At 64.8% G+C, this 26,356-nt stretch carries 23 protein-coding genes and 1 riboswitch; of the genes, 13 read left to right on the forward strand and 10 right to left on the reverse strand.

Features of this window, described 5'->3' with window-relative positions; all coding sequences use genetic code 11:
• Positions 1–80: 80 nt before the first annotated feature.
• The gene (locus ACUY1T_RS19125; protein ID WP_446025147.1) at positions 81–584 is read left to right on the forward strand and encodes a porin family protein; all 504 of its coding nucleotides are present in this window, start codon (positions 81–83) and stop codon (positions 582–584) included.
• A 73-nt stretch (positions 585–657) separates the two neighbouring features.
• On the opposite strand, the gene ACUY1T_RS19130 is transcribed toward ACUY1T_RS19125, so the two are convergent.
• The 7 genes from ACUY1T_RS19130 to ACUY1T_RS19160 all read right to left on the reverse strand — a co-directional run bounded on the left by ACUY1T_RS19130 (position 658) and on the right by ACUY1T_RS19160 (position 10,126).
• Positions 658–1,908: a hypothetical protein gene (locus ACUY1T_RS19130; RefSeq protein WP_446025148.1), complete on the reverse strand. Its 1,251-nt coding sequence runs from the start codon at positions 1,906–1,908 to the stop codon at positions 658–660.
• A gap of 130 nt (positions 1,909–2,038) precedes the next feature.
• Positions 2,039–3,928, reverse strand: a complete 1,890-nt coding sequence (thiC, locus tag ACUY1T_RS19135; protein ID WP_446025149.1) for a phosphomethylpyrimidine synthase ThiC — start codon at positions 3,926–3,928, stop codon at positions 2,039–2,041.
• A 41-nt stretch (positions 3,929–3,969) separates the two neighbouring features.
• Positions 3,970–4,638: a thiaminase II gene (gene tenA, locus ACUY1T_RS19140; RefSeq protein ID WP_446025150.1), complete on the reverse strand. Its 669-nt coding sequence runs from the start codon at positions 4,636–4,638 to the stop codon at positions 3,970–3,972.
• Between the two features lie 85 nt (positions 4,639–4,723).
• Positions 4,724–4,856, reverse strand: a riboswitch (TPP riboswitch).
• Between the two features lie 75 nt (positions 4,857–4,931).
• Positions 4,932–8,294: a hypothetical protein gene (locus tag ACUY1T_RS19145; RefSeq protein WP_446025151.1), complete on the reverse strand. Its 3,363-nt coding sequence runs from the start codon at positions 8,292–8,294 to the stop codon at positions 4,932–4,934.
• 63 nt (positions 8,295–8,357) lie between these two features.
• A complete protein-coding gene (locus ACUY1T_RS19150; RefSeq protein ID WP_446025152.1) occupies positions 8,358–9,287 on the reverse strand; it encodes a lysophospholipid acyltransferase family protein in 930 nt (309 codons plus the stop codon).
• Between the two features lie 4 nt (positions 9,288–9,291).
• Positions 9,292–9,666, reverse strand: coding sequence for a DUF4870 family protein (locus tag ACUY1T_RS19155; protein ID WP_446025153.1), 375 nt, complete (start codon positions 9,664–9,666; stop codon positions 9,292–9,294).
• Between the two features lie 70 nt (positions 9,667–9,736).
• Positions 9,737–10,126, reverse strand: a complete 390-nt coding sequence (locus tag ACUY1T_RS19160) for a VOC family protein (RefSeq protein ID WP_446025154.1) — start codon at positions 10,124–10,126, stop codon at positions 9,737–9,739.
• Between the two features lie 67 nt (positions 10,127–10,193).
• Between ACUY1T_RS19160 and ACUY1T_RS19165 the strand changes: the two genes are divergently transcribed.
• The 6 genes from ACUY1T_RS19165 (at position 10,194) to ACUY1T_RS19190 (ending at position 17,941) form a co-directional block, all read left to right on the forward strand.
• Positions 10,194–10,829 carry a class I SAM-dependent methyltransferase gene (locus tag ACUY1T_RS19165; RefSeq protein WP_446025155.1) on the forward strand — a complete coding sequence of 212 codons (636 nt, stop codon included), beginning with the start codon at positions 10,194–10,196 and terminating at the stop codon, positions 10,827–10,829.
• A 248-nt stretch (positions 10,830–11,077) separates the two neighbouring features.
• Positions 11,078–12,505 (forward strand): MFS transporter, encoded by a 1,428-nt coding sequence (locus ACUY1T_RS19170; RefSeq protein WP_446025156.1) that lies wholly within the window; start codon positions 11,078–11,080, stop codon positions 12,503–12,505.
• A 193-nt stretch (positions 12,506–12,698) separates the two neighbouring features.
• Entirely contained in the window at positions 12,699–14,480 is a 1,782-nt protein-coding gene (locus ACUY1T_RS19175; RefSeq protein WP_446025157.1) for an acyl-CoA dehydrogenase, read from the forward strand.
• A gap of 84 nt (positions 14,481–14,564) precedes the next feature.
• Positions 14,565–16,196: an acyl-CoA synthetase gene (locus tag ACUY1T_RS19180; protein ID WP_446025158.1), complete on the forward strand. Its 1,632-nt coding sequence runs from the start codon at positions 14,565–14,567 to the stop codon at positions 16,194–16,196.
• A 14-nt stretch (positions 16,197–16,210) separates the two neighbouring features.
• Positions 16,211–17,059: a 3-hydroxybutyryl-CoA dehydrogenase gene (locus tag ACUY1T_RS19185; protein WP_446025159.1), complete on the forward strand. Its 849-nt coding sequence runs from the start codon at positions 16,211–16,213 to the stop codon at positions 17,057–17,059.
• 102 nt (positions 17,060–17,161) lie between these two features.
• Positions 17,162–17,941 carry an enoyl-CoA hydratase-related protein gene (locus ACUY1T_RS19190; RefSeq protein ID WP_446025160.1) on the forward strand — a complete coding sequence of 260 codons (780 nt, stop codon included), beginning with the start codon at positions 17,162–17,164 and terminating at the stop codon, positions 17,939–17,941.
• 65 nt (positions 17,942–18,006) lie between these two features.
• On the opposite strand, the gene ACUY1T_RS19195 is transcribed toward ACUY1T_RS19190, so the two are convergent.
• From ACUY1T_RS19195 to ACUY1T_RS19205, 3 genes are all read right to left on the reverse strand, one after another.
• Entirely contained in the window at positions 18,007–18,651 is a 645-nt protein-coding gene (locus tag ACUY1T_RS19195; RefSeq protein ID WP_446025161.1) for a hypothetical protein, read from the reverse strand.
• A gap of 140 nt (positions 18,652–18,791) precedes the next feature.
• Complete coding sequence (locus tag ACUY1T_RS19200; protein ID WP_446025162.1) at positions 18,792–19,736, reverse strand: DMT family transporter; 945 nt, start codon at positions 19,734–19,736, stop codon at positions 18,792–18,794.
• Between the two features lie 117 nt (positions 19,737–19,853).
• A complete protein-coding gene (locus tag ACUY1T_RS19205) occupies positions 19,854–20,234 on the reverse strand; it encodes a Rieske 2Fe-2S domain-containing protein (RefSeq protein ID WP_446025163.1) in 381 nt (126 codons plus the stop codon).
• Between the two features lie 129 nt (positions 20,235–20,363).
• Here ACUY1T_RS19205 and ACUY1T_RS19210 point away from each other — a divergent pair, with 129 nt between their 5' ends.
• From ACUY1T_RS19210 to ACUY1T_RS19235, 6 genes are all read left to right on the forward strand, one after another.
• Complete coding sequence (locus ACUY1T_RS19210; protein WP_446025164.1) at positions 20,364–21,203, forward strand: MOSC domain-containing protein; 840 nt, start codon at positions 20,364–20,366, stop codon at positions 21,201–21,203.
• A 357-nt stretch (positions 21,204–21,560) separates the two neighbouring features.
• Complete coding sequence (locus ACUY1T_RS19215) at positions 21,561–21,914, forward strand: DUF488 domain-containing protein (RefSeq protein WP_446025165.1); 354 nt, start codon at positions 21,561–21,563, stop codon at positions 21,912–21,914.
• Between the two features lie 96 nt (positions 21,915–22,010).
• Positions 22,011–23,513, forward strand: coding sequence for a Trk system potassium transporter TrkI (gene trkI, locus ACUY1T_RS19220; RefSeq protein WP_446025166.1), 1,503 nt, complete (start codon positions 22,011–22,013; stop codon positions 23,511–23,513).
• Between the two features lie 12 nt (positions 23,514–23,525).
• A complete protein-coding gene (locus ACUY1T_RS19225) occupies positions 23,526–25,520 on the forward strand; it encodes an ATP-binding protein (protein ID WP_446025167.1) in 1,995 nt (664 codons plus the stop codon).
• Positions 25,510–26,223, forward strand: coding sequence for a response regulator (locus tag ACUY1T_RS19230; protein WP_446025168.1), 714 nt, complete (start codon positions 25,510–25,512; stop codon positions 26,221–26,223). Before ACUY1T_RS19225 ends, ACUY1T_RS19230 begins: the two co-directional genes overlap by 11 nt.
• A gap of 22 nt (positions 26,224–26,245) precedes the next feature.
• Positions 26,246–26,356: NAD-binding protein (locus ACUY1T_RS19235; RefSeq protein ID WP_446023544.1), on the forward strand; the 111-nt coding region annotated here is incomplete at its 3' end.

The following is a 26,356-nucleotide window of genomic DNA, read 5'->3' on the forward strand; positions in this document are numbered from 1 at the left end:
ATTCGTCTTGCAGACATTCGAACTCTGTACCAGACTTGGAGTCGGTGAATGGAAACACTGTTTCTTAATGGAGGTGCGATATGAAACTGCTAGCCGTTTCTACTGCTGCGCTGATGGCCACCGTTTTCGCTGCCTCGGCCCAGGCCCAGCAGTACCAGATGCCGATGTACCCCCAGGCCTATGTCGGCGCCGACGCCATGTTCTGGGAGCTCGACCCCGATCGAGGCTCCTCGGCCGACTCCGTGGGCCTGCGTCTCAACGGGGGGATGAAGTTCAACGACTATCTCGCCGCCGAGGCCCACCTGGGCACAGGAGGCTCTGATGGCGCAACCGAGCTCGATTACCTGGTGGGCGCCTACGCCAAGGGGATGCTGCCGGTCTCGCAGGAGTTCCGCCTGTATGGCCTGGCGGGCTTCACTGAGGTGGATTTCGACATCGACAGTGAAAACGGTTTCTCCTACGGTGGTGGTGCCGAATTCGACGTGGCGCCCAACCTGGCGATTGGTGCCGACTACATGCGCTACCTGGACAAGTCGGACTATACCTTCGATGCGGCAAGCGTCGGGGTTCGCTACCGCTTCTGAGGCGAACCTGTCGCATGCATCTCACCGCGCCCCCATGGCAGTCGCCATGGGGGCGCTTTCGTTGCTGGACCAATCAGCCTCCTGGCCACTTGCCATGCTCCTTCCAGCTCGCCAGCAGGGCGGGGAGGTGCTTGAGATCCCCGTTCGCGACGACCTGGACCTGCAAGCCTTGCAAGCGCTGCAACTCGGTGAGCCGTTGACGGGACTTGTCGAATTCACCGCAGGCCAGCAGTACCCGAGTGGCGGTGAGTCCCGCGGAATGATTGAGCATGCCGTGTAGCCGCTTCAGGCCTTGTTCGAGACTGGCCTCGGCCCCTGGACGCGCGATCAGGCATTCGAGGAACAGCAGTTGGTTGCGTTCCACCGCCAGGCAGTCCGATACCACGGGCTCACCGTTGTGCTGGCCGCTGAGGTCGAGGATGTGAGCCTCGCTGCAGACTCGCGATAGCCCGGCCTCCATGGCGCTGAGCCAGACGTACTCCGTCAGCCAGCCACCACCCAGATAGTGAGCGTTTTCCAGAGAGGGGATGACGAGTTCCCGAGGGGTGCCGCTTTCCCAATCAAGCAGGCCGGCCTCGCTCAGGGCACTCAATGCATCGGTGGTAGGAAATCGAGGTGTGACGTGCAGCTGCTGGCGCTCGACGCCGGGTCGTAGCCGGGGTGGCGCGTGTGGATCAGGGGCGGCCAGCACTCCTCCTTCGCCGTGCACCATGTCGTGCAATTCACCGAGCAGGATGGCTAGACGGTCGGCATGATGGGCGAGATAGCGGGTCAGGAACTTGCGCTGTGCGCAAGCCAGGCGCCAGTCGCCCTTGTCGGAGAGAGCCCGGACTCGCTTGCGACCATTGGCCTGCAGGAAGCGATCGACGTCCAGCACCGGTTCGATGGCCATGACCTCGGGAGTGGGATCCGGACCATCGCACGCCAAACGGTAGAGAGCCCCGGCCTGAATATCCACGTACAGCCAATCGGCGGAGCAGCGCCGCATGGCCTGCTGGAACAGCAGGGCGGTAAACGTACTGCAGCCGCCTGCATCCAGGGTAACCGCGAGGGAGGGCGTATCGAACTGCTGGCGATACAACGTCTCGGCCAACTCGGCGGCATACTGCGCGCAGCGCTGGGGTTCGTCGGCAGGAAGACGGGGGTGTGTCTCGATCTCGGTGCCCGGGGGCAGCTCGTGGCGCAGCAGGATTGCCAGACGCTCGGCCGCCTGTGGCGATGACTGGCATGGAATCAACACGATCCGCTGGGGGCGAAGCTGCAAAATCGGTATCAGGCTTACCTCGGGGCGCTCGGTTACCAGCGCGACGTGCAGGTGTGGCATGGGCTTGCTCCCTCCGCACTTGGTCCTTACCGTTCTCTACAGGCTACATCCGAGCGTTCCTTGGTGTCGCCTGCGGCGACAAAAAAACACGCCGACCCTCGGGGCCGGCGTGTCGCTGCAGCGTCGTGGCTCAGACTTCCTTGTAGAGCTCCGCACCCGCCTGGCGGAATTTCTCCGCCTGCTCCTCCATGCCCTTCATGACGGCTTCCTGATCGCCGTCCAGCCCATGTTCGGCGGCATAGTCGCGCACCTCCTGGCTGATCTTCATGGAGCAGAACTTGGGGCCGCACATGGAGCAGAAGTGAGCCACCTTGGCCGAGTCCTTGGGCAGCGTCTCGTCGTGGTACTCCCGCGCGGTATCCGGGTCCAGGCCGAGGTTGAACTGGTCCTCCCAGCGGAACTCGAAGCGCGCCTTGGAGAGGGCGTTGTCGCGGCGCTGGGCGGCCGGGTGCCCCTTGGCGAGGTCGGCGGCGTGGGCGGCGATCTTGTAGGTGATGATGCCGGTCTTGACGTCGTCCTTGTTGGGCAGGCCCAGGTGCTCCTTGGGCGTCACGTAGCAGAGCATGGCGCAGCCGAACCAGCCGATCATGGCGGCGCCGATGCCGGAGGTGATGTGGTCGTAGCCCGGGGCGATGTCGGTGACCAGCGGGCCGAGGGTGTAGAAGGGCGCTTCGTCGCAGTACTCGAGCTGCTTGTCCATGTTCTCCTTCACGAGATGCATGGGCACGTGGCCGGGACCCTCGATCATCACCTGCACGTCGTGCTTCCAGGCGATATGGGTCAGCTCGCCCAGGGTCTTGAGCTCGGCCATTTGCGCCTCGTCGTTGGCGTCGGCCACCGAGCCGGGGCGCAGGCCGTCACCCAGGGAGAACGCCACGTCGTACTGCTTGCAGATCTCGCAGATCTCCTCGAAGTGGGTGTAGAGGAAGCTCTCCTGGTGGTGATAGAGGCACCACTTGGCCATGATCGAGCCGCCGCGGGAGACGATGCCGGTGACGCGCTTGGCGGTCAGCGGCACGTAGCGCAGCAGCACGCCGGCGTGGATGGTGAAGTAGTCCACGCCCTGCTCGGCCTGCTCGATCAGGGTGTCGCGGAACACCTCCCAGGTGAGGTTCTCGGCCACGCCGTTGACCTTCTCCAGGGCCTGGTAGATCGGTACCGTGCCGATCGGTACCGGCGAGTTGCGAATGATCCATTCGCGGGTCTCATGAATGTTCTGACCGGTGGAGAGATCCATGATGGTATCCGCGCCCCAGCGGATGCCCCAGGTCATCTTATCGACTTCTTCCTCGATGGAGGAGGTCACCGCCGAGTTGCCCAGGTTGCCGTTGATCTTCACCAGGAAGTTGCGGCCGATGATCATCGGCTCCGACTCGGGGTGGTTGATGTTGCAGGGAATGATCGCGCGGCCGGCGGCCACCTCGGCACGCACGAACTCCGGCGTGATCTCCTCGGGCAGCCGCGCGCCGAAGCCCTGGCCTGGGTGCTGGTGGCCCAGGATGCGTTCGACCTCTTCAGTCCCAAGCGCCTGGCGCCGCTGGTTCTCGCGAATGGCGATGAATTCCATTTCCGGCGTGATGATGCCCTGGCGGGCGTAGTGCAGCTGGGTGACGTTCTTCCCCGCCTTGGCACGGCGTGGCGTACGCGTCAGGTCGAAGCGCAGCTGGGCCAGCGTCGGGTCGTTGGCGCGACGCTGGCCGTATTCGCTGGTGGGGCCGGCAAGAAATTCGGTGTCGTCGCGCTCCTCGATCCAGGCACGGCGCAGTTCGGACAGGCCGCGACGCAGGTCGATCCCGGCCTGCGGGTCGGTATAGGGGCCGGAGGTGTCGTAGACCAGCAGCGGTGGGTTCTCCTCATCGGCACCGGAGGTCCGGGTCGGCGACAGCGAGATCTCGCGGAAGGGCACGCGGATGTCGGGACGCGAGCCTTCGACATAGACCTTGCGCGAGCCCGGCAGCGGCTGGATGGCGGCCTCGTCGACCTTGGCGGTTTCAGCGAGAAAATGGGCGGTCTTGCTCATGGGTGGGGATCCTTGGTGCGTTTGTTGTCGTTGCGGGTAGGTCAGAGGCTGCGGTCCAGCCCCATCTGCCAGAAATCGATTTCGAGCCGGGTGGCGTCACGGAACACCTCGGCCAGTTCGGCAAAGCGTGTCGGGGTGACATCGGCCAGGCGCGCGTCGAGCCATTCGAGTTCGGCACGCATGGCGGCCTGGAACTCCTCGCCCTCGTACATGGCGATCCAGGCGTCATAGGGGTTGGCCTCGCCGCGCAGTGTGAAGGACTGCTCGTTCAACCAGTTGGCGATCTCGCCGTAGCCCACCAGGCAGGGGGCCAGCGCCACGTGGAGGTCGAGCAGGTCGCCGCGGTTGCCGGTGTCGAGCACGTAGCGCGTATAGGCCATCGTCGCCCGCGCCTCCGGCAGTCGGGCGAGCTCCTCCTCGTCGATGCCCCATTCGCGGCAGTAGCCCACGTGCAGGCCGAGCTCCACGTCGACGATCGCCTTGAGCCCTTCATGGGCCTGGCGCAGGTCGGCCAGAGTGCGGCTCTTGTAGGCGGCCAGCGCGTAGGCACGGGCGAAGTGAATCAGGAACAGGTAGTCCTGCTGCAGGTAGTGGCGAAAGGCGCCTTCGTCCAGAGTGCCGGTACCCAGGCCGCGGACGAAGTCGTGCTCGATGTAGGCGCGCCAGTCGTCGTGGCAGGTGTCAGTCAGATCGGTGAAGCGATAGCCCATCTTGCCTCCGGTATCGAATCGGATCCGGAGCGTGGGCGGGAGGAAGGAAGGGGTGGCTGGGATAAGGCGGCGAATGCTTGCCGCGAAGGGGCCACCGCTTGATCCCTACGCCGGTACGAGCCGGATCAGGTTCTACGGGCCCCGCCGTGACGACTGCTGATTCAAGCAATGTCGTATGGCGATCTCAGCCGGTTCCACCGGCACCCCGTCAAGCGTCAGGGCCAGTCTAGCAGGTCAGCGGTCTCTTTCCAGTCATACCTCTTTGCCCAGACACACTTGTGCCTGGTGATGGCTCATTCCACCTGGATGTCCAACTGATCGAACCAGGCCCAGCTCTCGGGCAGGGCCAGCTCGCTTGCCGGTTGGCCACTGGCGTACCACTCTCGGGCGTTGCGCAGCTGCCAGCGGCGGCGATCGCCATCCATCTCGATGCCCAGGCGCAGCGGCCCATAGCGGGCGAAGGCGCGCCCCGTCAGGTGCGAATCGCGCATGGCCAGATTGGCCAGCAGCTCCAGGCGGTCCCCCGCCTGTACGGTGAGGTTTTCCAGCCGCATGGTGCCGTCATGCATCATTACCCGCGCCTCACCGTGCACTTCGCCCAGGGTGAGCCGCTCGCGCAGCCAGCGGCGCTCGCGGGCGGCATCGACGAGCAGGTTGACCAGCAGGCCGCTGTCGCGCATGGCCAGTTCCAACCGGGCGTCGAGTTCGAGCGGCGTCTCCCAGCGGATGCGCCCCTCGCGCAGTGCGAGCCGTGCCCACCAGCCATCGCTGAGGCTGCCGCTTTCATTCTCCAGGCGCACGTCGGTCAGGCTGAGCTGCGAGCCGGAGACGTCGAAGCCGAGGGTTTCCAGGTCGCCATCGGTGAGCAGGGCTTCCAGGTGCAGGGTGCCTTCGAGGGTCTGCTCATGGAAGGCGAGGTGGGCATTCGGTGCATGCAACTCCAACTGACCGCTGGCGTGCATATCCTCGAGCTGCAGGTGAGTGGCCATCCGCGCCTGCCCGGAGAGCAGCGAGATGCCCCCGCCCTGCGGCAGGTAGCCGTTCAAGGCGGCGAGATTCGGTACCGCTACATGGGGCATGTCGATACGCGTATTCAGCTCGCGCAGCCCTTCGGGCAGGTCGAAGTGGCGGGCCCGGCTGCGTATCTCCAGCATCTGACCCTCGATCAGTGCCCCGTCTTCCGCCTGGCGGCGCAGGCCGAAGCGGGGCAAGGTGAGGCGCAGCTCCGCGCCGGGATCGGTGACTTCCACCCTGAGAGATCCGTCGCCGAAGGCCTCGTAGTGCAGGAAGCGTGCGGCGAGCCTGTCGGAGTGCACGCGAAGCTGGCTGCCGGACGTGGCTTCGCCGCCGGCGAAGTGAAAATCGGCGCTCAGCCGCCCTCCGCCCTGTATCGCCAGGCCGTGCTCATCGGGCAGAAAGGCATTGAGAAAGCCGAGCCGGTCGAGCAGGCCGTCCAGCCGCAGCGTGCCGGAAAGGGGGAGGCGCGGCGTCTCGCTACCGGGCCAGTCAAAGCCGCCCTGAAACCTTGCCTGGCGGGCGATCAGCAGGGTGCGTAGGGATTCGCCATCGTTCGCCGAGGCGGTCACTGCCACCCGGCTGCCGGAAAGGTCGAGGCGCTGGCGGGCGGGATGAAGATCGCGCAGCTCGAGGGTCAGGTCCAGCTCGCCGTGAAACGCTTCATCCAGCAGGCGCCCATCGATGGCATCTCCCGTGAGGGTGATGCGACCCCGGCCACGCTCCTCTTCGAGCGCAAGGTACCCGTCACTGCTGGCCTGGCCACTCTGGAGCCGCAACGGTGCCGCTTCCGGCAGGTAGGCGTTCAACACGTTCACGTTGGGAATGCGGGCGCCATGCCACTCCACTTGGGCCGTTGGTGTAGGCGTACCATTCGGCCGAGCCTGCGCTGTGGCGGTGAGCGAGAGGTTATCGGCCTGAAACAGCCGGCGGCCATCGGCCAGGCGAGTGAGGTCCACAGCATCGAAGACGAGTTCGACACTCGCCTCGGGGTAGGGTTCGTCGTGGCTTAGGGCAAGGTGTGCCCGACCATTGCCGCGGGCGTGAAAGCCGAGAAAGCGGGCGCCTAGCGCTTCCGAATGCACCTCCACCTGGCTGCCCTCGAGCGGCTGACCATCGCGAATGTTCAGTTCCCCGGCGAGCCGACCGCCGCCTTCCAGAGCGAGGCCGCGTCCGTCGAACAGCTCGGCGAGGAAGGGGTCGAGCATGCCGAGATTGGCGATACGGCCGTGCAGTACCAGCTCGGTTGACCACGGCGCCCCGCCACCGAACAGGGTGTCGTCGTCCAGCTCGCGCCAGGCCAGCGGCGAGTGGAAGCGGGCCGTGGACAGTTCCAGGGAGGTGGTGAGCGGTCGTGTCTCGCCCGGGGCGGCGGCTTCGAGGTCGAAGCGAGTGCCGGAAATGTCCATCGTGCCGTGTATCACGTCGAGTTCGGCAATGGGCAGGTGCAAGCCAAGCCGCCCGGTCAGCGGCTGCTCACCAAGGCGCAAGGCGATGCTTTCGCCGCTCAGATCGAAACCGCCGGAGAGGCGCCCGGCGTCATAGACAAGCCCACCTTGCAGCCGGGCCGAGCCGCTTTCCAGCGTCAGCGGCACGGGGGGCGGCAGGTAGCGGTCGAAGGCGGCAATGTCGTAAGCCTCGGCGTTCTGCCAGCGCAGCTCGGCCCGCTGTAGTTCGTCCGGCGGGGTGTGCAGGTGCAGGGCGGCAGTGGTTAGCGCGAGCCGGAAGTCCTTGCCGACGAGCAGCGGCCGAGGCGAGGCATCGGGCATGGCCTCGAACATCTCGATGTCGTCGAGTTCCAGGGCCAAACGGGCATTCTGGGCGACGTCTACCTCCACCGCACCGGCGCCGTTGATTTGGTAGAGCGCCCCTTCCTCCAGCCAATGGCGCTCGTCGAGCCGTACGCTGAGGTGAGGGGAGTCCAGGCGCAGGCGGCTGCCCGGCTGCACCTCGCCGCCTTCGAGGAGAATCTCGCCCTGCAAATCGCCATGGCCGCCGATCTCGAGCCAGTTCAGTGCGGCGAGGTAGGGATTGAAGACGTCATAGGCGTCGCTGCGCCCGGCCAGGGCGAGGGTACCGGAGACGAAGCGCATCGCTTCCGCGCCGGGGTGCTCGGCCAGGGTCAGTGGCGCGAAGCTCAGGTCGGCGTCCAGCCCCACGCCTTCCACCAGCGACGTGTCGCCGTGCAACACCGTGCCACGATCCAACTGTAGCGACGCGCTTTCGATACCCAGTTCGCCTGCGTGCCAGTGAAAGCCGGCCAGGTGCAGGCTGCCGCCGCCTTGCAGGCGGTACTCATCGAGGCTGACCTGCCGGATGTCCTCTGCCTTCAAGTCGCGAATCCGTACCTCACGGTCGAGCAGCGGCACGAGGGCAAAGCTTAGCGTGGCGCGCTCTGCCACCAGCGTGTAGCGGCGTTCGGCGGCAGTGCCGGCAAGGCGCGGTTGCGTAAGCTGGAGGTGGCCGGGGAAGAGCGTCCAGGCGCGCTCCCACTCCAGCGTGAATCGCGGCGTACGGTCGAGCTGGCTGCGTGCCCAATTGCTGGCGAGCAGGGAGTTGGCAGTAACGAGATAGAGCGCATAGAGCAGCACCAGGGACAGCGCGAGCCATGCCAGTACCTTGAGCGGTGCGGGCCGGGTCATGAACGGCGTTTCCGTCCTTGGGGCATGCAATCTCCTTATGGCAAGCGACGGCGGCAGTACCGCTCAGTAGAGCCGGAAATCCCCGTGGTTCGGCACGCCCTGCTGTTCCTCGATCACCTTGCGGTAGCGCTTGTACTCCCACTGGTACTGGGCCGGATCCAGGGCGATGGCATCCTCCACGCAGGCGTTCACACCGGTAGCCGATTGCGCTTCGTCAGGAGAGTAGACCCGCTCGTCGGCGGCCAGGAAGTGGATGGCGAAGCCGCGGCCGGGAAGACGTCGCGCCACGCCGGTGACGACCCGGGCGTCGGTGCGCGCCACCAGCTTGGGCAGCAGGGTCGCGGTATAGGCCAGGCGATGGTAGAAGGGGGCGAATACGCCACTGCCCCAGTCGGGCTCCTGGTCGGGCAGGATGCCCACCGCCTCGCTGCGCTTGAGCGCCTTGAGCAGGGCCGCGACGCCGCGTGGGTTGGTCGGCACCAGGCTCGCGCCCATGCGCTCGCGGCCCTGGCGGATCACCGGATCGAGTTCGGCGATCTTGGGCGGCTCGTACATGGCGGTGAAGGGAAAGTGGCTGGAGAGCCAGAAGTTGAGCACTTCCCAGTTGCCGAAGTGCGGGGCCAGCACGATGACGCCGCGCCCCTCGGCACGAGCTTCGTCGAGCAACTCACGGCCGTGGATCTCGAGAATCGAATCTTCGACCCGCTGCGGCTCGGCCATCCAGGCGAAGCCCAGCTCTAGCATGGTGGCGGTGGAGTGGGTCAGGCTCTGCCGGGCCAGTCGACGGCGCTCGCTCGTACCCTGCTCGGGATAGACCTCGGTCAGGTTGATCTCGGTAACCTCGCGCTCGCGTCGGCTGAAGCGATGCACCAGGGGGCCGGCGATACGGGCCAGCCGCCAGAGCATGGCGGGACGGCGACCGGCCAGGGTGCGCCACAGCGTGGCGATGGCACGGCCCTGCAGGGTGGCGGTGGATGATGGCGTCTCGCTCATGGGCTCAGATCAGCCAGGCGTCCACGTTGTCGGGAGCACGGTGCTCCTGCAGGTGCTTGATGCCCTTCACGCAGCGAAACACCAGCCAGACGATCACCACCAGCCAGGTCACGAAGCCGATCAGTACCAGCATCAACAGGCCGGAAATGGCGAAGTAGAGCACCGCGAGCCAGAACGTGCGGATCTGATAACGGTAGTGCTCATCGAACCAGTGCGGCCCCTGGCCACGATAGACATAGGCAATCACCACGCCGACCAGCATGGTCAGGCCACCGGTGACGATGCCCGCCAGGAGCAGGGCATAGACGACGATGGGCAGGGTAATGTCGGGCTTGCCGCCCGGCTCGATGACGTGATGGCTGTCGGGGCTCTCGTTCATGATGCATCCAGTGGCTCATGGTTTACGTCAATGATACCGGCCGTGGGCGACATTGCCAGGGAGGCAACTATTAGAGTGCTTCCTTTAGCGGTCGGCTGATTTCCAGCAGGTTGCCATCGGGATCGCGCAGGTAGAGGGACTCGATGAGACTGTTGGCGCCCTGACGGGTAACCGGGCCGAGCTCCACCTCCACATCGAGTGCCTCCAGATGCCGCTGGACTTCATCCAGCGGTAGCAGGCTGCGCAGGCACAGGTCGAGGCTGCCCGGTGTAGGGGTAGCGGCGCGCGGCTCGATGTCGGTGGCCGTCCAGTGCAGGCGCAGGGCAAGGTCGCCGAGCATCAGGTCGACCCGCTCGCGATCCCGATAGCGCACCTCGAGCCCGAGTACACGAGAGTAGAAGTCCACGGCGCGGGAAATGTCGGTCACGGTGATGACCAGGTGGTCCAGACCTGACAGCATTGCCGGCCTCCTCGTTATGATGTGTTTTCAGTAAGCTCTGGTTCGCCAGGCCCAAAAGGATACGACGATGACGACCTGCCCGCTATGTGCATCCCCGCATTCGCGACATTTTCATCGCGACGCGCAACGTGACTACTACCGTTGCGAGAACTGCCGGTTGGCGTTCGTCCCGCCGGAGCAGCGTCTTGCCCCAGAGCAGGAGAAGGCGGTCTATGACCAGCACCAGAATCGCCCCGATGACCCCGGCTACCGGCGCTTCCTGGCGCGGCTGTTCGAGCCGCTGAAGAGCCGGCTGGCACCCGGCGCCCGCGGACTCGACTTCGGTGCCGGCCCCGGCCCGACGCTGTCGGTGATGTTCGAGGAGGCCGGCCACCCCATGGCGATCTACGATCCGTTCTACGCGCCGGACCCCGCCGTGCTCGAACGCCGCTACGACTTCATCACCGCCACCGAGGTGGTGGAGCACCTCTTCGCGCCTGGGGACGAGTTCGAGCGTCTCGTGTCCCTGCTGCCTGGGGACGGCTGGCTTGGGCTGATGACCAAGCGCCTGACCAGTGAAGAGGCCTTCACTCGCTGGCACTATATCCTCGATCCGACCCACGTGTGCTTCTTCAGCGAGGCGAGTTTCGAATGGCTGGCCGGGCGATTCGGCATGCACGTCGAGTTTCCCGCTGCCGATGTGGCGCTGTTGCAGAAACGCTGAGGCTGCCAGAGGTGAAGCGTGTCAGTGTCTATTGCTATTTTTCATAGTGATGGTAGTGCTTCGTTCTGACTTATGGCGGGTGCCGGGAATAAGCGTTTGACACTATCGCCATGGGGCGTATGATTCGCGCGCCCTGGGCGAGCGTTTGCCCGTTCAAGTGCCGTGCTGGGCCCACGGGGGCAGCGTTCCACGGCGTTTTCTGCCATCTTGTTCTTCTTTTGTTCAAACTGCTGTCGAGAGGCGCGCTCATGTCGCGGCAACTGCTGGCCATGGCCCTGGCACCCCTGCTGGGGCTCTTCATCCTGGGTATCGGCAATGGCTTCCTGGCGACCCTGATCACCCTGCGCTTGGACGCGGCCGGCGAGTCGCCGGTGGTGATCGGCTGGGTCTCCTCGGCCTATTTCATCGGCCTGGCGCTGGGGGCGATGTTCAACGACCGGCTGCTGCTGCGTATCGGTCACATCCGCGCCTATGGCAGCTTTGCCTCGCTGGTGGCGGTCACGGTACTGCTGCAGGCGCTGTTCTTCGACCCCTGGGCCTGGTTCGGGCTGCGTCTGATCGGCGGCTGGGCCACCGTGGGGGTCTACCTGGTCATCGAGAGCTGGCTGCTCACGTCGGGCGACCAGAAGGTGCGCGGGCGGCTGCTGGCGCTCTACATGATCTCGCTGTATGCCGCCGGGGTACTCGGTCAGCTGCTGCTCGGCGTTACCGATGCCATGGGCGAGACCGCGCCGTTCATGGTGATCGGCATGCTGGCGTCGCTGTCGGTGCTGCCGATGGCGATGATCCCCCGGGTCTCGCCGCTGATCGAGTATGCCGAGCCACTTTCGCCGATGCGGCTGATCACCATGACACCCACCGGGGTAATGGGCAGTTTCGGCTCGGGCCTGGCGGTGGCTGCCGTCTATACCCTGCTGCCGCTGTACCTGCAGCGCATCGGTCTCACGGTGGGGCAGGTGGGGCAGATGATGGCAGTGGTCGTGCTCGGTGCCATGCTGTTGCAGTACCCCTTGGGGCGCTGGTCCGACCGCCACGACCGCCAGATCGTGCTGATCATGATCGGTGCCTTCTGCGCCTTGATCTCGGCTGCCATGCTGTTGCTGCCGCTGACGATCTGGGTGCTGGCGGCGCTGCTGTTCCTGCTGGGCGGTGGGGTCTTTGCACTCTATCCGGTGGCGGTGAGCCATGCCGCCGACCGCGCGCCGGCCGGTGCGCTGGTGCGCATGAGCCAGGGCCTGCTGCTGATCAACGCCATTGGCTCGACGGTGAGTCCGCCGCTGATCTCTCCGGTAATGGGCTGGGTAGGAGATGCCGGTCTGTTCTGGGCCTTCGGAGCCTTGGGCCTGTTCCTGGTGGGTTTCTTTACCTGGCGGCGCAGCGTGCGCCCGGCGCCGGTGCCGGTGGCTCCCTTTGCGCCTTCGACGCCGATGTCGTCGGCGGGCGCCGAGCTCACCGTTACCGAGGAGCTGGTACAAGGGGCTATCGGGCACGAGCACATGGAGGATCTCTCCAACGTGGTGCCCGAGGTGGAAGTGGCCGAGCCCGTGGTCGGCCCGCCGCCACCGGACGAGCCGCATATCGTTTTCTACCATGGTGAAGACGACTGGCCGCAGGAGGAGGAGGAGGAGGAGCGAGAGCGTGTGGAGGAATCGTCCGTCGACGATAGCCGCCGCTGATGCCTGTCTTCTAGCGGAAGGCCTGTTCCTTGGCTGATGGATCAGCAAAGCGCCCGATGTTTCTCGCATCGGGCGCTTTGCGTTGTGCATAAGCAGCGTGAAGGGATGGCTAGGCAGGTGCGACCTAGGGATAATGGTTAACGAAAAATAGTGAATATACTATCGCTGTTATCATTTTCCCTGAGGTAGTGCCATGTTCCCCTACGCCGCCCCCGTTCGTGACTTCCGCTTCGTGCTCGAGGAATTGCTCGAGTATCGTTCGCTCGATTTGCCAGTCTTCGAGGAAGCCAGCCCCGACCTGGTCGAGGCGGTGTTGGAGGAAGCCGCCAAGCTGGCGGGTGAGGTGTGGGCGCCGCTCAATGCCAGCGGCGACCGTCAGGGCTGCGTGCGCCGGGAGGACGGCGGGGTGACCTTGCCGGATGGCTTCGCCGAAGCCTACCAGGCTTACGTGGAAGGCGGCTGGAACGGCATCGGCGTGTCCCAGGCGCTGGGCGGGCAGGGCCTGCCCGAGGTGGTGGCGAGCAGCGTGCAGGAGATGCTACACGGCGCCAACATGGCGCTGGGGCTGTGCCCGATGCTCACCGCCGGGGCCATCGAGGCGCTGGCCCACCACGGCAGCGACGCGCTCAAGCAGACCTACCTGCCCAAGCTGGTCGAGGGCAGCTGGACCGGCACCATGAACCTCACCGAGCCCCAGGCCGGCTCCGATCTCTCCAAGGTGCGTACTCGGGCCGTTCCCGAGGAGGATCATTACCGCCTGTTCGGCCAGAAGATCTTCATCACCTGGGGCGAGCACGATGCCAGCGAGAACATCATTCACCTGGTGCTGGCGCGCAAGCCCGACGCCCCCGAGGGCAACAAGGGCATCTCGCTGTTCCTGGTGCCGAAGTATCTGGTCAACGAGGACGGCAGCCTGGGCGAGCGCAACGACGTCACCTGCGCCTCCATCGAGCACAAGCTGGGCATTCACGGTTCCCCCACCTGCACCCTGAGCTTCGGCGAGGGCGACGGCGCCATCGGTTATCTGGTGGGCGAAGAGGGGCGCGGCCTCAACCACATGTTCACCATGATGAACGAGGCACGCCACAAGGTCGGCGTTCAAGGCATCGGTGTGGCCGAGCGTGCCAGCCAGCACGCCTTCGCCTACGCCCTGGACCGCGTGCAGGGCAAGGCGCGGGGCACTGAAGCCACCATCAGCGAGCATCTCGACGTGCGTCGCATGCTGCTCTCGATGCGTGCCCGCACCGATGCCCTGCGGGCGCTGGCACTCTACTGTGCCGCCCAGCTCGACGTGGCCCGCCATGCGGCCGATGGCGCCGAGCGCGAAGCCGCCCAGGCGCGGGTCGACGTGCTGATTCCGGTGGTCAAGGCGTTCTCCACCGACCAGGCCGTAGACATCGCTTCCATGGGCGTGCAGGTGCACGGCGGCATGGGCTATATCGAAGAGACCGGAGCGGCCCAACTGCTGCGCGACGCCCGTATCGCGCCTATCTACGAGGGCACCAACGGCATCCAGGCCCTCGACCTGGCGGGGCGCAAGCTCTCCCGCGACGGTGGGGCGGCGCTGGCCGGGCTGATCGATGAGGTCGAAGCCACGGCCAGCGAACTGCGCGAGAGCGTCGAACTTGCCGCCCTTGGCGAGAGCCTGGCCGCCGGTACCGCCGACTTGCGGGCTGCCATGGCCATCGTGTTGGAACAGGGCCGTGATCCCGAGCGGGGTATGGATGCCATCCAGGCCTATGCCACGCCCTTCCTCAGCCTGGCCGGCCATGTACTGTGCGCCTGGCAGATGGGGCGGGCGGCGCTCAAGGCCAGCGCGGCGCGAGCCGGCGGCAGTGACGAGCCGTTCTACCGGGCCAAGCTGGCCGCCGCCGACTATGCCCTACGCCAGTGGCTACCCATCGGCCGCGCCAACCGCAGCGTGATCGAAGCCGGCATGAAGAGTCTGGCCGATTTCGACGTCTCGGCTACCTGAGCGTTGGCAGCGGCCGGCCGACTCACCGGCCGCTGCATGCGGGAATTGCACCACACAATAACGACATTCCACTCGGAGCCCACCATGAACGACAGCATCTTCGAACAGGACCTGCCCAAGACGCCGGCCAACCATGTGGCACTATCCCCGCTGACCTTCATCGAGCGTAGCGCCTCCATCTACCCCGACTACCCGGCGGTGATCCATGGCGACATTCGCCGCAGCTGGAGCGAGACCTGGGCGCGTTGTCGCCGGCTCGCCTCGGCGCTGGAAAAGCGGGGCATCAAGCACGGCGAGACGGTGGCCGTCATGTTGCCCAACGTTCCGGCCATGTTCGAGGCCCACTTCGGCGTGCCACTGGCAGGCTGCGTGCTCAATACGCTGAACATCCGCCTCGATGCCGAGGCCATCGCCTACATGCTCGAGCACGGCGAGGCCCAGGCGATCCTGGTCGATCCGGAGTTCGTCGGGGTGATCGAGGAGGCCATCTCCCAGCTGGCCATCAAGCCGCTGGTAATCGACGTGAACGATGCCCTGTTCGAGGGCGAGGCGCGTCATATCGGCGAGCTGGAGTACGAGGCGCTGCTGGCCGAGGGCGACCCCGACTACGCCTACCGCCTGCCCGAGGACGAGTGGCAGGCGATCTCGCTCAACTACACCTCCGGCACCACCGGCAAGCCCAAGGGCGTGGTCTACCATCACCGCGGCGCCTACCTCAATGCGGTGAGCAACATCCTCGAGTGGGCCATGCCGCACCACCCGGTCTATCTCTGGACCCTGCCGATGTTCCACTGCAACGGCTGGTGCTTCCCCTGGACCATCGCCGCCAATGCCGGTACCAGCGTGTGCCTGCGCAGGGTCGACCCGAAGAAGATCATGGACCTGATCGTCGACGAGAAGGTGACCCACTTCAGCGGTGCGCCGATCGTGCTCAACGGCCTGGTCAATCTGCCAGCCGAAGACAAGCGTGAATTCGACCATCCGGTGAAGGTCACCACCGCCGGCGCCGCGCCGCCCGCCTCGGTGATCGCCGGGGTCGAGAAGCTGGGCATCGAAGTCACTCACGTCTATGGCCTCACCGAGGTATATGGGCCGGTGACCGTATGTGCCTGGCGCGAGGCCTGGGACGAGCTGCCGTTGGAGCAGCGGGCGAAGATCAAGGCACGCCAGGGCGTGCGCTACCACATGCTGGAAGCCCTCTGCGTGGCCGACCCCAACACCCTGGAACCGGTACCCAAGGACGGCGAGACCATCGGCGAGATCCTGATGCGCGGCAACAATGTGATGAAAGGCTACCTGAAGAACGAGGCCGCCACCGAACAGGCGCTGGAGGGCGGCTGGTACCACACCGGCGACCTCGCCGTGTGGCACCCGGACGGCTACATCGAGATCAAGGACCGCTCCAAGGACATCATCATCTCCGGTGGCGAGAACATCTCCACCATCGAGGTCGAGGACGCCATCTACTCTCACCCCGCGGTGGAAGAGGCCGCAGTGGTGGCCAAGCCCGACGAGAAGTGGGGCGAGACGCCCTGTGCCTTCGTCAAGCTCAAGGTGGGCTTTGGGGAGGTCACCGAGGCCGACATCATCGAGCACTGCCGCAACCACCTGGCGCGCTTCAAGGTGCCGAAGACGGTGATCTTCACCGAGCTGCCCAAGACCTCCACCGGCAAGATCCAGAAATTCGTCCTGCGCGAAGAAGCGCGCAAGCACTGAACGGGAGAGACACGATGAGCCAACAAACAATCGGCGTGGTCGGCGCCGGCACCATGGGGCAGGGCATCGCCCAGGTACTGGTCACCAGCGGTTTCCCCGTGCAGCTCTACGACGTAGCCGACGAGCAGCTCGGCCGTGCCCAGTCCGCCATCGACAAGGGGCTGGGTAAACTGGTGGCCAAGGAGAAACTCTCCGAGGCCGACAAGGCGTCGGCCATGGAGCGGCTTGCAGTGACCACGGCACTGGACGCCCTGCGTGGCTGTACCGTGATCATCGAGGCGGCGCCGGAACAGCCGGCGCTGAAGGAAAAGCTGTTCCGCGACCTGAGCCGCTTGAGCCATGACGCCATCCTGGCGTCCAACACCTCGTCGCTGTCGCTGACCCGGCTTGCTGCCGTGTGCGAGCGCCCCGAGCGCGTGGTGGGCATGCATTTCTTCAACCCGGTGCCGGTGTTGAAGCTGGTCGAGGTGATCCGCGCCGAGCAGACCAGTGACGCCACCGTGGCACGCATCGAGACGCTGGCCAAGGAGCTGGGCAAGACCCCGGTAGCCATTGCCGACTCGCCCGGGTTCGCCGTCAACCGCCTGCTGGTGCCGATGATCAACGAGGCCGCCTTTCTGCTGCAGGAAGGCGCCGCCAGCGCTGAGGACATCGACCAGTCGATGCAGCTCGGCGCTGCCCATCCCATGGGGCCGCTGGCGCTGGCCGACCTGATCGGCCTGGACGTTTGCCTGGCAATCATGGAAGTGCTGCAGGAAGGCTTCGGCGACCCGAAGTATCGCCCCTGCCCGCTGCTCAGGCGCATGGTGGCGGCTGGCTACCTGGGCAGGAAGTCGGGGCGCGGCTTCCACGTCTACCAGTAAGCGACGCTTCAATACGGCGCTCGACAAAAGAAAGGATTGCCGACCAACCAAGCGTTCGCTAGGGTTGGTCGGTATCGTCCCGACAACAAGCAAGGAGCCCACATGAGCGAGAAGCTGATCGACGTAGTGGACAACGCCGGCGTCGTGCGCCTGACCATCAATCGCCCCAAGGCGTTGAACGCCCTCAACAGTGCCGTGCTCACCGAGCTGGAAGCCGTGCTCAGCGAGCTCGAACAGCGCAGCGACCTGCGCGCCGTGCTGATCACCGGAGCGGGAGAGAAATCCTTCGTCGCCGGTGCCGACATCACCGAGATGCGCGAGAAAACGCCGGAGGAGGCGCGCGCCTTCGCCAGCCAGGCCCTGCGTACCATCAAGCGGTTGGAAACGCTCCCGGTGCCGGTGGTCGCCCTGGTGAACGGGTTTTGTCTTGGCGGCGGCTGCGAACTGGCGCTGGCCTGCGACTGGGCCGTAGCCAGTGACAATGCCATCTTCGGCCAGCCCGAGGTACTGCTGGGCGTGATCCCCGGCTTCGGCGGCACCCAGCGCCTGCCGCGTCGAGTAGGTCCGGCCATGGCGCTCGACCTGGTCACCACCGGGCGCAAGATCGATGCCCAGGAGGCGCTGCGCATCGGCCTGGTCAACCGCGTGATGCCCCAGGCCGAGCTCGAGGCCTATGCCGACGAACTGACCAAGCAACTCTCCGGCAATGGCCCACAGGCGGTGCGCGGTGCCAAGCAGGCGGTCCACGATGGTATGGACCAGGACCTGGACAGCGCTCTGGCCCTGGAAACGGCCTTGTTCGCCTGTTGTTTCGCCGGTGAGGAGCAGAGCGAAGGCATGAGTGCCTTCGTCGAAAAGCGCAAGCCGAATTTTTCGCGGTAACTGCACCATGGGAAAGGCCTGGGCAGATTGCCCAGGCCTCGGAATTGCCGCTGAGGCTGTGACGGCTAAGAACCCTCCTCTTCGAGTGCGAAGAGCGTGCAGCTCACCCACGGGTTGAAGGGTTCGAGGTGAATCGTGCCGTTGTCTCGGAACCAGACGTGTTGGTCGTAGTGCGGTTCGAAACCATGCGCCTCGTCGGCTTCCGTCTCGGGATCATCAGCCATGTAATTCCAAGTGCGACCGGCGAAAGTCGGCGGCTCGGTATTACCAGCCTTCTCCCAAGCCTTGTAGAACACCAGGTTCTCGACTCCCACCAACACCATGGAGCCATCCGCCTGGGGTTCGTAAAGCAATACGGAAGGGGTGTGGAAGTCGGTATGGATACCGTTGCCATCGACTCTAGGTTCGCTAGACGTCAGGCCCAGCAGATCGGGACGTAGATAATGGATACCCATGCTGCCCAACTCGGCTGGCATCCCTTCCATCTCGGCACTGACGCAGTGGCCTGAGGGATCAGGCACGTAGCCTTCCGCCAGCGCCACCTCGATATCCTCGAAACGCTGGGTGGCGGCTCGAATCGATTCGACCAGGGCCGTCAATTCTTCGCCCTGTACCTCGTCCTGCGAATTCGCCAGGGTCAGACCCGTCGGCACCAAGCTGCCCAGCAACAGTCCCACTACTGTCAATCCACTTCGTCTTATAGTTTTCATGTTGTGCATCCCCTCAGATAGTTGGGCTGCCGGGTCTAGGTGTCATGTCAAGGATTGGCATGGCCCAAGGGGATCGTCGTGAAGCTGGAACGCCGACCTGCGTTGCCCGGCATTCTCTTGAGAATAGCAAGCAGCATGTTTCAACCCCGCTCGATTTTCTCACCTGAGTCAGGATGGGGGGCGCCATGCTGTGGACTACTGGTGCAGGCCATGCTTCGCCGCCGCCAACGGACCATGCCGGTGGCAATGGCGGTTCCCGCCAGGGTGATGGCCATGCCTGCCAGCACTTGCAGGCTGAGCCGCTCGCCGAGAAGCAGATAGCCCCACAGCAGGGCGCTGACCGGCACCAGGAAGGTCACCGTGGAGGTGGCGGTGGCGCCGGCACTCGAGATCAGGCCGAAGTAGAGCAGAAAGGCGAGGGTGGTGCTGAAGGCGGCGAGCCCCAGGCCATTGGCCCAGGCCAGGCCGCTAATCGGCTCGGTGGGCCACAGCCACAAACCGGGAATCAGCAGTATCAGCGCCGACATGGCGGTGCTGCCGGCGGCCAGCACGCGCACCGGCAGGTGCGAGAGGTAAGTCTTGGAGTAGTTGGTCGCCACGCCGTAGCAGAAGGTGGCGCCAACGGCGGCGAGAATGAACCAACCATCGCCGCCCAGGGCGAAGTCCAGCCGGTTGGCCGAGAGCACGTAAACGCCGAAGAAGGCCAACGCCAGGCCCAGGTACTGCTGGCGCTGTACCGGTGTGGTAAAGAACAGCGCGCCGAGCAGGGCGGTGAAGATGGGCGTGGTGGCGTTGATCAGCGAGGTGAAACCCGCCTCGAGGCGCACCGTGGCCAGCGCCAGCAGGCTGAAAGGCAGCACATGGTTGACCAGCCCCAGCAGCAGCAGGCCGCCCTTGTTTTCCCACACCAGCTTGAGATAGCGCAGGCTGAACAGCAGGGGCAAGAGCAGCAGTGAGCCGATGCCCATGCGCACCAGGATCAGTGGCACCGGGCCGAATTCCGGCACTGCCACGCGCATGAAGATGAACGACATGCCCCATAGCGTCGAGAGCAGGATCAGGCGTAGGGAATCGGCCGGTGACATGGGCGTCCTTGAGCAGCAGCAATGGCAGAAAATGAGAGTAGTCTATGCTGCCAGTCAATGGAAAGGCCTCCATACATCAATAATTATGATGCCAATCATCAAACGAGAAAGGGCCTTTCAATCCGCTGTACCGATGATGACCCAGCCCTCCTCGTCGACGCTCACCGGCACCGGGTCGAGCGCGCAGCCAAGGCCCAGGCCGCCGAGCCCTTCCCCGCTTCGCGTCGAGAAGGTCGCGTCATGGTTACTGCAGCGAAGCTGTTCGCCATCACGACTGAGGATCCGCGAACCGCGCTGGTCGAGGGGAAGATACTGGTGAGGGCAGGCGTTGACGTAGCCGAGCAGTGTATCGTCGAGGAGAATCAACAGCAGCGGGAAGCTGCCTTTCTCCCCCGTCAGGGTCAGGCTGTGGGTATCGCCGGGCGTGAGTTCCTCGAGCCTGACGAGGCGCGTTCCAAGCGCGGGTGCGCTACGATACTGCTGCCATGCCTGAGCCATGCCGAAAAGTCCTCCTGCTGAAAGCGGGCTGCCATTGTCGCCAATGATGGCTCGCCTGTCAGCGCTGGGTAGCGCTCGGGCTTTGCAGAACCAGTCTGGACAACGGGGCGCAATACAAAGGAGCAGAGCGTGAGAGTTACGGAACTCAATCTCTACCCGGTCAAGTCGCTACGCGGAATTTCCCTCGAGCAAGCGACCCTGGGTGTGCGTGGCCTGGCCTACGACCGCAACTGGATGGTGGTCGACCAGGTAGGCCGCTTCGTTACCCAGCGGCAGATGCCGGGCATGGCGCGGGTAACGGTTCGGCTCGAGGACGACTGGCTGGTGCTGGAACATCCCGAGGCGCAGCCGCTGGCCATCGAGCTGGCGCGGCGCGACCAGCCGCGGCTGACCGCCTACGTATGGGACGATGCCTGCCAGGCACTGGACGAGGGAGAAGAGGCTGCCAACTGGCTGACGCAGGTGCTGGGCGACTTGCGCGGCAGTAGGCTGCGCCTGGTGCGCTTCGACGACGGTCACCGGCGTCCCGTGGAGTCCCGCTACCTTCAGGGCGAAGAGGCCCATACCGCCTTCGCCGACGGCTACCCCTTCCTGATCGCCTCCACGGCTTCTCTCGATGCCCTCAATGGCACTCTTCAAGAGAAGGGGCTGGTGCCCCTGCCCATGAACCGCTTTCGGCCCAATATCGTTCTCGAAGGGGCTTCCGCCTTCGCCGAAGATGGCTGGAGCGAGGTGTTGGCGCAGGATGGTCATTACCGCTTCGGGCTGCGCAAGCCGTGCCAGCGCTGCAAGATCACCACCATCGATCAGTCCAGCGGGACCATCGATGTGCCCGGCGAGCCGCTACAGACCCTGATCCAGATGAAGACCCAGCCGCTGCGGCCCGGGGCGTACTTCGGCCAGAACGCTACGCTTCTCAGTGGAGAAGGGGTGACAATCGCGGTAGGCGATACGCTTCATGCGGGCTGAAGACGCTTGAGGTCTACTTCGTAAATGGGCCGAGGGCCGAGAACAAGCGGAACAAAAAAGAAGCCCGCTGAGAAGCGGGCGTTAAGCAAGGGACTCACGACTGCTGTGCAAGAACCGGCGTGAGTAGATTCAAGATAGCGCTATTCCAGCATTGAAAATGTCATCCATTCTCCCTCTGTCTTGTAAGAGATTGACGACAACGAACGTAAGCCGCAGCGTAGCGGTCGCTTTGAAAGGTCACTATCAACCAGGCCTGACGACCACGCACCCGCTGAAATGCTATCGCGGCTAGCTGTCACGACTTGCTGCGCTACGCTTCCAAGTATCGTTTTCGATGGCAACAGGGAGAGTGCCGAGATGAGTATTGCCCTCAAACGCGCTTACGACCCGCCTTCGCCTCAGGATGGCTATCGCGTTCTCGTCGATCGTCTTTGGCCCCGGGGTGTATCCAAGGGTGACGCCAAGGTCGATGCCTGGCCCAAGGAGGTTGCTCCGAGCGACGGGCTGCGCAAGGCGTTCCATGATGGCAGGCTCGGCTGGGGCGAGTTCCGCCGTCGCTACCTGGCGGAACTCAAGACCCAGCGTGATGTTCTGCGTGAGCTGGCGGAGCGCGCACAGAAGGGCAGCGTGACGCTGATATTCAGCGCCAAGGATGAGCAACGCAATAACGCCGTGGTGCTCAGGCAGTATCTGGAGATGTTGCAGCGTTAGACGAATCGTACCGAGGCCGGGTAATTTTTACGGCTTTTTTAGGTTGGGCTGTGCTTTCATGCCTGCACGATGGGTAGCGGGGCAAGGGCACCTCCTATGCGTATCGCCAGGCAAGGTACGAATGAACTTGGCTTGCGTCTCAGATACTACTGGCGCAGCTGGACTCCGGTTCTCAAGGTAATATCCGTCCTGTGGACGGTGCTAGCTGTCTTCATGGCCATTCCCTGGATCGTCCTGGTCATCGAGCATGACCCCGATGCACGTGCCTTCGGTCTGTCGATGCTCATCGTCCTGGCGGCCGTCGGGCTGGTGTGGCTGTCCACGCTGCGCACCCCGATCGAGCTCAAGCCCTGGCAAATGTTCGTGCTGACCACCTTGAGTTGGGTCAGCGTCAGTGGCTTTGCCAGCCTGCCGCTGGTACTGGGTGCGCCGCAGCTCACGTTCACCAATGCCGTGTTCGAGTCCGTTTCGGCCATCACTACCACCGGATCCACCGTGCTCGTGGGCATCGAGACTCTCTCGGATGGGTTGAAGCTGTGGCGGGGCATCATGCAGTGGCTGGGGGGTATCGGCATCATCGTCATGGGCATCGCCATCCTGCCCTTCCTCAAGGTAGGGGGCATGCGCCTGTTCCATACCGAGTCGTCCGACTGGTCGGACAAGGTCATGCCGCGCACGGGAGGCATCGCCAAGGCGACCCTGGGCATCTACTGTGGCTTCACGCTGGTCGCCATGCTGGCCTATTGGGCGGGGGGGATGGCACCGCTGGATGCCGTCGTGCATGCCATGACTTCCCTGGCCACTGGGGGCTTCGCCAATTCCGACGCTTCGTTCGGCGCCTACGCCGAGCAGCCCCACCTGCTGTGGATGGGATCCCTGTTCATGCTGGCGGGAGCGTTGCCCTTCGTGCTCTACATTCGCGTGCTGCGGGGGGCGCAAATGGCGTTATGGCGCGACCAGCAGGTACAGGGGCTATTGCTCCTGCTGGCGGTGGTCATCCTAGGGCTCTCTTTGTGGCGGATCTGGCTCGGCACGCCGCCGTTCGAGGCGCTGACTAATGTCACCTTCAATGTCATTTCGGTGGTGACCACCACCGGCTATGCCTCCGATGACTACAGTGCCTGGGGGCCGCTGGCCTACGTGGCATTCTTCTACCTGACCTTCGTCGGGGGCTGCAGCGGTTCCACCAGTGGCGGCATGAAGATCTTCCGTTTTCAGGTGGCGACTATCCTGCTGCGTAACCAGTTGCGTTTCCTGATTCATTCCCATGGAGTCTTCGCTTCGCGCTACAACGGCCAGCCGCTCACCGACGATGTCACCCGTGGCGTGGTGGCGTTCTCGTTCTTTTTTTTCCTCACCGTTGCCGGCCTGGCGCTGGGGCTGGCATTGATGGGGCTGGACATGACCACGGCGCTCTCGGGAGCGGCTACCGCAGTGGCCAACGTGGGTCCTGGGCTTGGCGATACCATCGGGCCGGCCGGCAACTTCGCACCGCTGCCGGATGCCGCCAAATGGCTGCTGTGCGTCGGCATGCTGCTGGGAAGGCTCGAGATCCTCACGGTGTTGGTGCTGCTGACGCCGATGTTCTGGCGCAAGTAGGCAGGGTGAACGATGACGGATCAGCCAGCACGACAGGATGAGACACGGCTCGACTCGATGAATCCGTCACGGGTGCAACTGCTGGTGGCCTTGGGCGGGCGCAGCGGAGAGGACACCGCTCTGGTGCGGGCGGCGCATCGCCATGCACAACGTGAAGGCGTGCACTGGCGAGCCGTGCATGTGGACAATGGCCGTGCCGGTCCCAAGCAGCGGTTGGCGCTGGACCAGGTCCTGGCGCTGGTAAATCGGCTGGGCGGTGAGGTGCGCGTCCTGCAGGGGGCGGGGCGAGCAAGGGAACTGCATGAATATGCCACGGAGCAGGGAATCGCTACTCTGATGGTAGGACGCACACGCCCTTCGGGCTGGCGCTTCTGGCGTCGTCCACTGGCGGAGCGGCTGCTGCACCACGGCGGGGCCTATGACCTGGTGGTGGTCGCTGAGGCTCGGCAGCGGCCTCGCTTTCGCCCCGCCCGGCAGCGTTATTCGCCGGGATGGCGCGAAGGCGGGGTCGCAGCGGGCAGTGTTCTTGTCGCTGTAGCCGTGGCCTGGGCGCTCGATTCTTGGCTGGAGCTGGCCAATCTGTCGCTGGTCTTTCTTGCTGCGGTGCTGGCCAGTGCCACCCTGGCGGGCACCCGGGCCGCGATGGTTACAGCCGCGCTGGGATTTCTCGCCTTCAATTTCTTCTTCACCCGGCCACGCTTTTCCCTGGCGATGGTCGAGCGCGAGCAACTGTTGACTGTCATCTTCTTCCTGCTGGTGGCGGTGGTGGTCGGCCAGCTCGCAGGCAGTGGCCGGCAGCGCCTGATGGCGCTACGCAGCAGTCGCGAGCAAACCCACCGGCTGCTCACTTTTTCCCGTGCCCTGTCAGTTGCCACCGACCGGGAGCAAGTGCGAGACATCGGCGTCACTACCCTGGAGCGCTGGCTGGGCGTGCCGGTGGTATTCCTCGACGAGGACGGAGAAGAAGGCGGGTTGGCAGTGCGCAGTGCAGTGCCGGCGAATGCCCGACTTGGTGCGATCGAGGAAGCCGCTGCGGCATGGAGCTGGCAGCAGCGCAAGCCGAGCGGTGCCGGAACGGCAACCCAGACCTCGCTGCGCTGGCGCTTCATTCCCTTGGTGGAGCAGGAGCGTCTGCTGGGTATCGTCGGGCTGGAACTCGCCGTGCGCGACCGTCCGCTTGGCCCCGACCAGGAGACGCTGGTCATCACCCTGACGCGTCAGCTCGGCATGGCGCTGGAGCGCACGCGGCTGGTGGCCGAGCTTGGCGCCTCGCGACTTTCGGAAGAGAACGAGCGGCTGCGCTCGGCGCTGCTGTCGTCGGTATCACACGATTTGCGCACGCCACTCGCCTCGATCATCGGTTCGGCCAGTTCGTTGAGAGAACTCGAGCCGCAGCTCAGCCGTGCCGACCGACGCGAGCTGCTCGACGGTATCCTGGTCGAGAGTGAGCGTCTCAACCGCTATATCCAGAACCTGCTCGACATGACCCGGCTGGGTCATGGCAGTCTCAAGCTCGAGCGCGACTGGGTCTCGTTCGACGATCTGGTTACCGCAGCGTTGCGGCGGCTGGGCGCCTCGCTGGAAGCGGTGCGAGTCGAGCGCGAGGGAGCCGATGGACTGCCGCTGCTCTACGTTCATCCGGCTTTGATCGAACAGGCGTTGGTCAACGTCATCGACAATGCCGTGCGTTTTTCACCGACGAATGGCCGAGTGGGGATTCACGCTCGGCTCGACGAGGCTCGTGAATGGCTGGAGATCCGCATCGTGGACGAAGGCCCAGGCATCCCCCCGGAGCAGCGCGAGGCGGTGTTCGACATGTTCTTCACCGGGGGGGAGGGCGATCGTGGGCGTCACGGCAGCGGGCTGGGGCTGGCCATCTGCCGTGGCATGCTGGGTGCCCACGGCGGCAGCGTCGGAGCTTTGCCCGGTCCCGCCGGGCAGGGCACGACCATCGTCATGCGCCTGCCGCTGACAATCTCCGAGGAGCCTGGCAATGATGACGACTGAGCGCCCCCGAATACTCGTCATCGACGACGAGCCGCAGATTCGGCGTTTTCTACGCATCAGCCTGGTGTCGCAGGATTTCGTCGTGAGTGAGGCGGCCACGGGCAGGGAAGGGCTGGCTCTCGTCGCTTCCCAGGCCCCGGATCTGGTGCTGCTGGATCTCGGACTGCCGGACATGGACGGTCAGCGCGTGCTCGACGAACTGCGCCAGATGAGCCAGGTACCGGTGATCGTAGTCTCGGTGCGCGAGCAGGAGGCGGAGAAAGTTCGCGCGCTGGACTCGGGCGCCAACGACTACGTCACCAAGCCGTTCGGCATACAGGAACTGCTGGCACGGATTCGCGCACTGCTGCGACAGAAGGGTTCGGCGGAAGCCGGCTCGAGTGCGCTACATCTGCGGCGGGTGGGCCTCGAGATCGATCTCACGGCACGAAGCGTGATGCTGAGAGGCAGCGCCGTACATCTCACGCCCAAGGAGTACGCGGTGCTCGATCAGCTGGCACGCGATGCTGGCCGGGTGGTGACCCAGACTCAACTGCTGCGCCACGTGTGGGGCCCCTCCCATACTCACGACACCCATTACCTGCGCATCGTCATCAGTAAGCTGCGCCAAAAGCTGGGCGACGATCCCCACTCCCCCCAGTTGCTGCAGACCGAGGCCGGCATTGGTTACCGCTTGCTGGTCGACCCGGTCGAGAAGGAGTGATTATGTCGCAAGGAGCCAAAGCATGAAGATCATCATCCTGGGCGCCGGCCAGGTCGGCGGTACGCTGGCCGAGCACCTCGCGCGCGAGGAGAATGACATCACGGTGGTGGACACCGACGGCGAACGGCTGCGC

The organism is Billgrantia sp. Q4P2 (assembly GCF_052806135.1).